The organism is Mycobacterium sp. (genome assembly GCF_049585075.1).
Classification (GTDB): domain Bacteria; phylum Actinomycetota; class Actinomycetes; order Mycobacteriales; family Mycobacteriaceae; genus Mycobacterium.
Window position 1 is genome coordinate 1 of the sequence record NZ_JBAUZA010000167.1, and the last position, 9,963, is coordinate 9,963.

The 9,963-nt window shown below is 65.0% G+C and carries 8 protein-coding genes; 2 read left to right on the plus strand and 6 right to left on the minus strand.

The genetic code is table 11. The annotated features are described in order from the left end of the window. Positions 1 to 110 precede the first annotated feature (110 nt). A complete protein-coding gene (locus tag WB785_RS07715; RefSeq protein ID WP_424078249.1) occupies positions 111 to 1,295 on the minus strand; it encodes a CoA transferase in 1,185 nt (394 codons plus the stop codon). Between the two features lie 31 nt (positions 1,296 to 1,326). Continuing rightward, positions 1,327 to 2,313: a MaoC family dehydratase gene (locus WB785_RS07720; protein WP_424078250.1), complete on the minus strand. Its 987-nt coding sequence runs from the start codon at positions 2,311 to 2,313 to the stop codon at positions 1,327 to 1,329. 29 nt (positions 2,314 to 2,342) lie between these two features. Between WB785_RS07720 and WB785_RS07725 the strand changes: the two genes are divergently transcribed. Then, the gene (locus WB785_RS07725) at positions 2,343 to 3,494 is read left to right on the plus strand and encodes an acyl-CoA dehydrogenase family protein (RefSeq protein WP_424078251.1); all 1,152 of its coding nucleotides are present in this window, start codon (positions 2,343 to 2,345) and stop codon (positions 3,492 to 3,494) included. A 108-nt stretch (positions 3,495 to 3,602) separates the two neighbouring features. Beyond that, a complete protein-coding gene (locus tag WB785_RS07730) occupies positions 3,603 to 3,770 on the plus strand; it encodes a hypothetical protein (RefSeq protein ID WP_424078252.1) in 168 nt (55 codons plus the stop codon). Here the strand turns inward: WB785_RS07730 and WB785_RS07735 are convergent, their stop codons facing one another. From WB785_RS07735 to WB785_RS07750, 4 genes are all read right to left on the minus strand, one after another. Next, positions 3,771 to 4,715, minus strand: coding sequence for an enoyl-CoA hydratase/isomerase family protein (locus WB785_RS07735; protein WP_424078254.1), 945 nt, complete (start codon positions 4,713 to 4,715; stop codon positions 3,771 to 3,773). Further along, entirely contained in the window at positions 4,712 to 6,241 is a 1,530-nt protein-coding gene (gene fadD4 / locus WB785_RS07740; protein ID WP_424078255.1) for a fatty-acid--CoA ligase FadD4, read from the minus strand. Before fadD4 ends, WB785_RS07735 begins: the two co-directional genes overlap by 4 nt. Before the next feature lie 53 nt (positions 6,242 to 6,294). After that, positions 6,295 to 7,578, minus strand: a complete 1,284-nt coding sequence (locus WB785_RS07745; RefSeq protein WP_424078257.1) for a sodium:proton exchanger — start codon at positions 7,576 to 7,578, stop codon at positions 6,295 to 6,297. Positions 7,579 to 7,839: 261 nt separating this feature from the next. Continuing rightward, complete coding sequence (locus WB785_RS07750; RefSeq protein ID WP_424078258.1) at positions 7,840 to 9,669, minus strand: phosphoenolpyruvate carboxykinase (GTP); 1,830 nt, start codon at positions 9,667 to 9,669, stop codon at positions 7,840 to 7,842. Positions 9,670 to 9,963 lie beyond the last annotated feature (294 nt).

A 9,963-nucleotide genomic window follows, 5' to 3' on the forward strand; every position in this document is an offset into this window, starting at 1 on the left:
GTCGAGCACGTCCTCGCCTGATCGCGGCTCTAACGTGTCGGCGACCTCGTCGATGCGGGCGCTCACCCGCAGGTCGACGACCACACCGTCGAGCGTCGTCGCCCGCTGAATCAGCATGGCGTACAGAGTCTCTCGGACACGATGTGGCGCACGGCGCTGTTGTCGGCGCCCAGCGGCGATGCTGACGGGCTGGGCGCCGGCGGCCGGGGCGGCGCGACAGACACGGTGGACGTCGACAGCGCCTGCGGAAGCGCGGCATACCTTGCTGCAACCTGTGCCATCGATACGTCGATCACCTCGCCGCCACCGCGGCGCAGCGACTGCCCCACAGCCCGGGCGGCCTCGAGTCCGCTCAAGGGGTCGGCAATCGCGTCGCCGCAGAACACCGGCCCATCTGTGCCATCACCAACCAACCCACCCGCAACCGCAGCGTCGTCACCGAAGGCCGCACGGTGAGGCTGGCCACGATAACCCCTGATTCGCAACCAGATTCGTCCCGGCCGTCCAGGCAGATCGTCGGCGCTCAACTGGCGGCGGCGCAGTCCCGCGGGTCGAGAGCCTTCGATGACGATGTCGGCGGTGGATAGCAACTGGCGCAGCGCATCACCGCCGTCGTCGAATTCGAGTGCGTAGGACAGCTTCCCGAAGTTCATCCAATCGAAGAACGCGGCGTCGCCGCTCCGGGTACCGTCGGGTCGGCTCGGGCTTTCCACCTTGACGACGACAGCGCCGGCGCGGGCGAGTAGCTGTCCGCACAACGGGCCCGCCCACAACGACGACAGATCGGCTACCAGTAAGTCGTCCACCGGTCGTGGCCCAACGCCGCTCCAACACCGCCGCACCGTCGGTGGCTCGGCGCAGGCTTCGCCCAGACCGGCCACCGGGATGTCCAGCAGCTGGCCGCGGGCCACCACGGCCTCGGTCGAACGCGTTGCCGCCCAATCAGAAAGCGCAAGCCATGGGTCGTCGGGAACGCTATCGGCTTCCAGCAGTGCCGGCAGCGTCGTGACGTCATCCGCTCTCGGCAGCGCCACCGCGCACCAGCCGTCCGCAGTGGCCAGTAGTCGGGTCGCGCCGCCCGCGGAGACGCGGCCGCGGCGGGTCAGCCCAAGGATCGCTGCGCGGCCCGCCAATATGGTGGCGGCGTCGACGTCGACACCGAATAGTTGCGCGATGTCGGCGGATACCCTCCGGGCTTCGGCCAGCACGCCGGCGCGACAGAAGTCCGGCTCCCCGTCAGCGGGGCCGGTCAAATACGCCAGCCCGCTGCCGGCCCAGTTCGACACCGTGTCCACGCCACCATTGTGCGCGCCACCGGTTAGCGGGTCAGAACTGCAGGGCGGTGAAACGCCAGTCCAGTACCTGCCTGGGCTCATCATGCGAGTTGCTGACGGCGTACACCAGCGACCGCAACCCCAGCACTCCGCCGTTGTCGGTCGGTTCGGCGGAATCGATGTGCAGCTCGCTGTAGAGGGTGTCACCTTCATACACGGGCGCGGTGTGGTCGCAGGACTGCCAGCCCAATACCGTAGCCAGATTGGGCAACAACCGACTGGCTTGCGCCAGCGCCAGCCCGATGGTGTGGCCGCCATAGACCAACCGGCGCCCGCCGATACGCGAATCATGGTGCACGGAAGCGATATTCAGCGTCAAACGGGCCAATTCTGGTGCGCTGCTGACCACATCGGCACTGCTGTGCAGCACGGTGCCTGTCAGGTTGGCATCAAAGTGGGGCCCGGGAATCCGCTCGCGGAACACGTCGCCGTCCCATTCGTCGGCAGCTGACGGCGCCGGGGACAGATCGGCACCGACTTTTGACAAGTCGTCGGCATGATCCGCGTCGTTCGGGCCCGCATCCGGGCTCAGCGGCAACATCGCGCAGCGGTAGAAGTCCAGGATCAGCCGATCGACCTGGTCGATGGTTGTCATTCGCAGTGCCACCAGCCCGGTGGGCGCCCTGCCGGGCTTGGCCGAGTTCTTCTTCAGGCCTACCACCTCGGTGCGGGTGAACAGGGTGTCGCCGATAGCCGGGAAGCGGTAGAACGCCAACCCGCGGTAGAACAGGTTGGCCTTCACATGTTGGGTCACCAGCGTCGATTGGCCAATCGCGACGTCGCAAACCAGTCCGGGGTGGGCCAGCGGCGCAGTGGACCCGGTGACCGCCGCCGACAGCTCGGCGTCCAGCGGCAACCGCAACCGATCGCCGAGGATGCTCTGGTGCACGGCGGCCAGCCCGTGGGTCAGCGTCATCGAGGGCGCGCCGGCAAAGACCTGGCCGGCCTGCAGTTCGTCGAAGTACGGCCCGACGGTCATCGGGTTCCTCGCCGTGTCAGCATTGCGGCATGGCGCTGAATGACGATGAGGCGATGCTGGTCGAGACGGTGCGTCAGTTTGTCGACAAAGAGGTCAAGCCGACTGTCCGTGAGCGCGAGCATGCCAACGAGTATCCCGAAGCGTGGATCGAGCAGATGAAGCGCATCGGCATCTACGGGCTGGCCATCGCCGAGGAGTACGGTGGCGCGCCGGTGTCGATGCCGTGCTACGTGCTGGTCACCCAGGAGCTGGCGCGCGGCTGGATGAGCCTGGCCGGCGCGATGGGCGGGCACACGGTGGTGGCCAAGCTGCTGGGCTTGTTTGGCACGGAGGAGCAAAAGCGGCAGTATCTGCCCGCGATGGCCACCGGCGAGCTGCGGGCCACGATGGCGCTCACCGAGCCGGGCGGCGGCAGCGATCTGCAGAACATGTCGACCACTGCGCTACCGGACGGCGCCGACCAGTTGGTGGTCAACGGGTCCAAGACCTGGATTTCCAATGCTCGACGTTCGGGGTTGATCGCGCTGCTATGCAAGACGGATCCGGCCGCCACGCCACGGCATCAAGGCATTTCGGTGCTGCTGGTCGAGCACGGGCCGGGGCTGACGGTGTCGCGGGATCTGCCCAAGCTGGGCTACAAGGGCGTGGAGACCTGTGAGCTGTCGTTCGATGGCTATCGCGCGCCGGTCTCGGCGATTCTCGGCGGGCAGGCAGGCAAGGGTTTTTCGCAGATGATGAAAGGCCTTGAGACTGGGCGTATTCAGGTGGCGGCGCGGGCGCTCGGGGTGGCCACCGCGGCACTGGAGGATGCGCTGGCCTACGCCCAGCAGCGCGAGAGCTTCGGTGAGCCGATCTGGAAACATCAGTCGGTCGGCAACTACTTGGCCGACATGGCGACCAAACTCACCGCCGCCCGCCAGCTCACCCGCTATGCCGCCGAGCGTTACGACAGCGGCGAACGCGCCGACATGGAGGCGGGGATGGCCAAGCTGTTCGCCTCCGAAGTCGCGATGGAGATCGCGCTGAACGCGGTACGCATCCACGGCGGCTACGGCTACTCCACCGAATACGACGTCGAGCGCTACTTCCGCGATGCCCCGCTGATGATCGTCGGCGAGGGCACCAACGAGATCCAGCGCAATGTCATTGCCGCACAGCTGGTAGCCCGGGGCGGTCTGTAGGCGCCGGCCGAGTGGCCAGTTATGTCGCGGTTTTTGGCGAATCGCGGCTATTAACTGGCCACTCGGCGGTGTCGTCGAATTGTCGGTGGCCGGCGATAACCTCCGCACATGATGTCAACGGAAGCAAAGACGATTTACGCGGCGTTTGACAGGTTGGATGCTGCGCTCGACCGCATAGCCGAGATACCACCGGATGAGCTGACGTTTGAGGAGAAACTCACACTGTGGGCTCAGCTGGAAAGGCTACGCCTGAAGTTGGCAAAACCCGCTTCGTGATTAGCGCAGCGCGTCGATCAGCCCCCACGCCAGTGCGACTACCGGATCGATCGTTTGGCCGCTCAGCACCAAATACGCTGTGCGCCAACGGCCTATCCGCCGTGTCACGCTGACGGTGCCGCCCGCTCCGGGGATCAGGCCAAGGCTCAGCTCGGGTAGACCGAATGCTGCGTCGGGCCGGGAGACCACATGTCCGCAAAACGCCGCCATCTCCAATCCGCTGCCGAGCACCTGCCCGTGCACCTCGGCGCGGCAGGCCGGTCCGAGTCGGGTAACCAGCGCATTGAGCGCCAGGGCCGGGCTGTGGCGGGTGCGCGCCAGATGCGCGCTCGCCGGATCGCTGAACGTGCCGAATTCGGCGAGGTCACCGCCGCTGCAGAATGATGGCCCGTTGCCGGTCAGCACGACCTCGTCGACCGATGGATCCAGTTGCGCCACAGCCAACGCCTCCAGCAACGCGGCGCGCGCATCGGTGGAAAATGCGTTGTGGCGTTGCGGCCGGTTGAATGCGATCCGCAGCGTGTTGCCGTCGCGGTCGGCCTGCACCGGATCGGCGATGTCGGGCATGCGGGCCGGGCCGCGTTCGGCCAGCCACCGGGCGAACTCCGGACCGCCCTGCAATGTGGAGTAGGCCAGCGACTCGGTCACCACGCCGGCCAGCGTCGGGCCGGCCGTATCGACTGACCTCAGCACGTCGTCGCATACAGCTGCGGCGATCGGCCACCGGTTCATCCGAGCGGCCAGGTCGGCGATCGCCGAATCGACGGACGGTACGGTGATTGCCCGACGGTCGGTCGTGTCGTCCTCAGTCAGGGTGAATGTTGCGTGCTGCAACCAGAATTCGGAGGCGTTGCCAAGCGACCCGACGGCCACTACCGGGGCCGCACATGGCGCAGCGTCGACCTCGGAGACCGGCTCCGACACGTCGACGATGCGCAGCGTCACACCGAATACTTCTTGACCAGTTCGTGTTTGTACAACTTGCCGGTATCGGTGCGCGGCAGCTGTGCTTCGAACGAGATCGACCGCGGACATTTGTAGTGCGCCAAGCGGTCTCGCAGCCAGGCCATCAGGTCGTCGGCGAACTTATCGGTGGCATCTGCCGGGTCGACGGTCTGCACCGCGGCCTTGACGCTCTGGCCCATCTCGTCGTCCGGAATCCCAAACACGGCCGCATCAAGAACTTTCGGATGGGTGACGAGCAGGTTCTCGGCTTCCTGCGGATAGATGTTCACGCCGCCGGAGATGATCATGTGATGGCGGCGGTCGGTCAGGTAGAGGTAGCCGTCTTCGTCGACGTAGCCGACGTCGCCGACGGTTGCCCAACCGTGGTTATCGCGGGAGGCCGCGGTCTTCTCCACGTCGTTGAGGTATTCGAAGGAAAAGCCGCCCTCGAAATAGATTTCGCCGGCCTGGCCCGGTGGCAACTCGTTGCCGTCGTCGTCGAGAATGTGGATCTGGCACATCATCGGCTTACCCACCGAGCCGGGATGGGCGAGCCATTCCTCAGCGCTGATCAACGTCGACCCGATCGCCTCTGAGGAGGCGTAGTACTCGTCGACAATCGGCCCCCACCAGTCGATCATCTGTTTCTTGATCTCAACCGGGCACGGCGCTGCCGCGTGCATCACCCGTTGCAGGCTGGACAGGTCATACGAATCACGCACTGCCGAAGGCAGTTTCAGCATCCGGGTGAACATGGCCGGCACGAATTGACCGTGGGTGACGCGGTGTCGCTGGATCGCATCAAGGCAGCCTTCGGGGTCAAACTTCTCCATGACGACGGTCGTGATGCCGCCCGCCTGCACCGTCATCGACCACACCGAGGGTGCGGTGTGGTACAGCGGCGCCGGGCTCAGATATACCGCGTCGGGGTGCATCCAGAACCCAACCAGTGCCGACATCATGCCGGGCGCCTCGCCGGGTGCGACGTGCGGCAGTTCGCGCTTGATCCCCTTGGGCCGGCCGGTGGTTCCCGACGAGTACTGCAGCAGATCGCCTTCGCGTTCATCGGCGATCGGCGTATCCGGTTGATCGGCAACGCATTCCGGGTACCGCTGCCAATCGGGCAGATCGTCGTCAGCGATCATCAGCAGATCGGGTAGGCCACCAGGGAGATGCTCGGCGAGGTTTTCGCACGTCTTGCGCAGCGCGGCCGACCCGATGATCGCCTTCGCGGCGCTGTTGTCGACGATGTACGCGGCCTCCGGCGCGGTCAGGTGGGTATTGATCGGCACGTAGTACAGGCCACTGCGCCGGGCCGCCCACATGACCGCATGGATGTGCTCGTTGTTCTCCATGAGGATCGCGACGGCGTCGCCTTCAACCAAACCGGCGCGGCGAAAGTAGTGCGCCAGCCGGTTGGCGCGGGCTTCGAGCTCGTCGAAGGTGACGACCGCGCCGGACGGATGGAGGATGATGGCGGGTTTGTTGGCGCCCCCGTGACCGGAAGTATGCTCGCGGATCTGCATGCGCAGACTGTACCGCCGCCAAACTTGACAGGTGTCAAGGGCCTGGTTGATCGTTAGCGCGCGTGCACCGGTTCGGCATGCTGATGCGGGTGTCCGCCGTGCAGCTTGGCGCGACCGGCGAACGGCGCCAACAGCGTTGGCGCCAGTTGGCGGCGATTAACGATTAGCGCGGCGACAGCGATCACCGCGTAGGCAGCGCTGAGCAGGACCCGACCCTCCGTCGAGGTGATCGGGAATTGCACGAGGAACAAGCAAAGCAGCGCCCAGGCGGCCGAGCGGCGGAACCGCAACCCAAGGATCAGCGCCACACCCATCAGCGTCTGCACGGCGGTGAGAACCATCTCTTCGATTTGGCGGCCGTCCAGTTGAATCGACGAGCCCCCACCTCCCAGTACGAATGCCACCGGCAACGACCCGACCAGCAGGGTCCATTGGTTGACCTTCGACGAGATCAACGTCGCGATCGCTATCTGGCCCTTGCCTCTGGCCGCGAAGATGGTGGCAATGATGAATTCCGGTGCCTCCGATGACAGCGGCGCCAGCCACTGCACCAGCAGGAAGCGATCGATGCCCAGCTGCGTGCCGGCGTCGATCAGGCTCTCGGCGAACGGTTTTGCGCACGTCACAATTACCGAGGCGGCAAGAATGAACAGCGTGCACACCACGATGCGGCGAGCCCGGTCCGGAAGTGCTCCCAGCGCCGCGGCAGTGCCGACCAGCTCAGGTTCCTCCACCTCGCCGCGGCTCAGTCTGTACAGGTAAAAGCCGAACCAGGCCAACAACACGATGCCGAGAGCGATGTGGATGCGGCCGGTCACCGGTACGGCGAAGGCGACTACGCCGGCGATCATCAGAAAGCCGATCTCGACGCGGTTGCTGACATCAAGATCCAATGCGCCGACCTTGCGGCCCGTTGACCGGCGCGCGACCAGCACGCTGATCAAAACCACGACCGGCCAACCGATACCCATCAGCAGCCGATTCGAGCCAGTCATGTTCGCCGCGGCGTACTGGGTGTACTCGGGGACATGACCTGCGGTGTAGGCGTAATACAAGTCGACCGCATACTCGGGTAGCACGGCGATGACACCCAGCACCGCGACCGCCAGGCCACCCGACACGTCGATCTGGGCGGCTTCGGCAGCCCACGCCAGCACGAAACTCGCCGCTACGACCGCCGCGCCATAGATGACCAGGCCCAGGATCGGAGTTGGGTGGATGCCGGTGAATCGCACCACCAGCGCCGGGCAGATGATGACGGCGACGATCGCCAATGGGCGAAACAACGGCCGCGAGGGCGCAGTTGCGGCAACCGCACCGGTGGCCGTATTCGTCATATGCCCATGCCCTGGATCGTCGGAGCCTGCGAGGGCGCTTTCACCCCCTGTGTCGAAAGATACCGTCCGAGCGATGATCCAGCAACATAGCTGACCTACCAATAAGTCGGGCATCGCGGCTTAAATTTGCTGGTCAGCGCCACCATAACAAGAAGTTTGGCTAGCCGATACCTAGGATGTGGCTACCCTGCCGCAAAGTAAAACCCCGGGTCACCGGACCCGGGGTTTTGGTGACCGGGCAGGGCCCGGCGAACACTGCTGTCAGTCGGCTTCGGCCAGTCGCTGCTTGAGCGACTCGAACTCGTCCTTGACGCCGGTCGGGAGCTTCTCGCCGACGAACTCGAACCATTCCTCGATCAGCGGCAGTTCCTCGCGCCATTCGCTCGCGTTGACGACAAGCGCTTTCTCCACATCGGCGGGGTCCACATCCAGCCCGTCCAAGTCCAGATCGTCGACGGACGGAACGACACCGATTGGGGTTTCCTGACCGCCGACCTTGTGCTCGATGCGGTCGACGATCCACTTCAGCACCCGGCTGTTCTCGCCGAAGCCCGGCCACAGGAACTTGCCACCTTCACCGCGGCGGAACCAGTTGACGAAGAACACCTTCGGCATCTTGGACTCGTCGGAGTTCTTACCCAGGTCAAGCCAGTGCTGAAAGTAGTCACCGACGTGGTAGCCCAGGAACGGGAGCATCGCCATCGGGTCGCGGCGAACGGTGCCGACCTTGCCCTCGGCGGCGGCGGTCTGCTCGCTACCCATGGTGGCGCCCATGAACACCCCGTGCTGCCAGTCGCGGGCCTCGGTCACCAGCGGCACCGTGGTCTTGCGGCGGGCGCCGAACAGGATGCCGGAGATCGGCACGCCTTGCGGGTCGTCCCACTCGGGAGCCAGCGTGGGGCACTGCGACATTGGCGTGCAGTACCGCGAATTCGGGTGCGCGGCTTTGGTTTCCGTCTCGCGGATAACCCAGTCGTTGCCCTTCCAGTCGATCAGGTGATCTGGTTCGCCCTCGAGGCCTTCCCACCACACGTCGTTGTCGTCGGTCAGAGCGACGTTGGTGAAGACCGTGTTGCCCTTGGCGATGGTGCGCATCGCGTTTGGGTTGGACTTCCAGTTTGTGCCCGGAGCAACGCCGAAGAAGCCGAACTCGGGATTGACGGCGTAGAGCCGGCCGTCCTTGCCGAACCGCATCCAGGCGATGTCGTCGCCGAGCGTTTCGGCCCGCCAGCCGGGAATTGTCGGCTGCAGCATCGCCAGGTTCGTTTTGCCACACGCCGACGGGAACGCCGCCGCGAAGTAGTAAGCCTTGTTCTCCGGGGAAATCAGCTTGAGGATCAGCATGTGTTCGGCCAGCCAGCCCTCGTCGTGAGCCATGGCTGAGGCGATTCGCAGTGAATAACACTTCTTACCGAGTAGCGCGTTGCCGCCGTAACCCGAACCGTAACTCCAGATTTCGCGGGTTTCCGGGAAGTGGGTGATGTATTTGGTGTCGTTGCACGGCCATGGGACGTCTTTTTGCCCGTCCGCCAAAGGTGCGCCGACGGAGTGCAACGCCTTGACGAAGAAGCCGTCGTCGCCGAGCTTGTCCAGCGCGGCCTTGCCCATGCGGGTCATCGTGCGCATCGAGACGACGACGTATTCGGAGTCGGTGATCTCCACGCCCAGCTTGGGGTCGTCGGCGCCGAGCGGGCCCATGCAGAACGGCACCACCCACATCGTGCGACCCCGCATGCAACCGCGGTACAGGTCGGTCATCGTCGAGCGCATCTCGCTCGGGTCCATCCAGTTGTTGGTCGGGCCGGCGTCGATCTCGCGCTCGGAACAGATGTAGGTCCGCGATTCCACCCGCGCCACGTCGGAGGGGTCTGACAACGCCAGGTAGGAGTTGGGCTGCTTCTTGGGGTTGAGCGGCTTGAAGGTGCCCGACTGCACCAGCTGCTCGCAGAGCTGCCGCCACTCCTCCTCGGAACCGTCAGCGAAGACCACCCGATCGGGCTGGGTGAGCTCGGCGACCTCCTCCACCCAGGACAGCAAGCCCTGGTGGTTCGTCGGCGCGGTATCCAGACCGGGAACGGTCGCTGAAGTCATCGAAATCTCCTGCACTCTCCTGCGTAGGCGGCTGCTCCAGGGCTCAGAGCGGACTAATTCACGCGCGAAACTTTGTGGTGAACCTATACCCAGGTTATCGCGGGGAATATCGCCAGGGCAGGTCGGGCGCGTATTGGATCACTCACAGGAACGATTCAGAAGACGTTATCTGCGGTGTTCGCCGACGGGGTTTCGTCAATTTCATCGTTGCTGCGCTCAGCCGTCGCAGCGTCGTCCTCGGACTGCGGCTCGGCTGGTTCGCCAAGCTCGGCTCGGACCGCCGCGAGCGCGTCC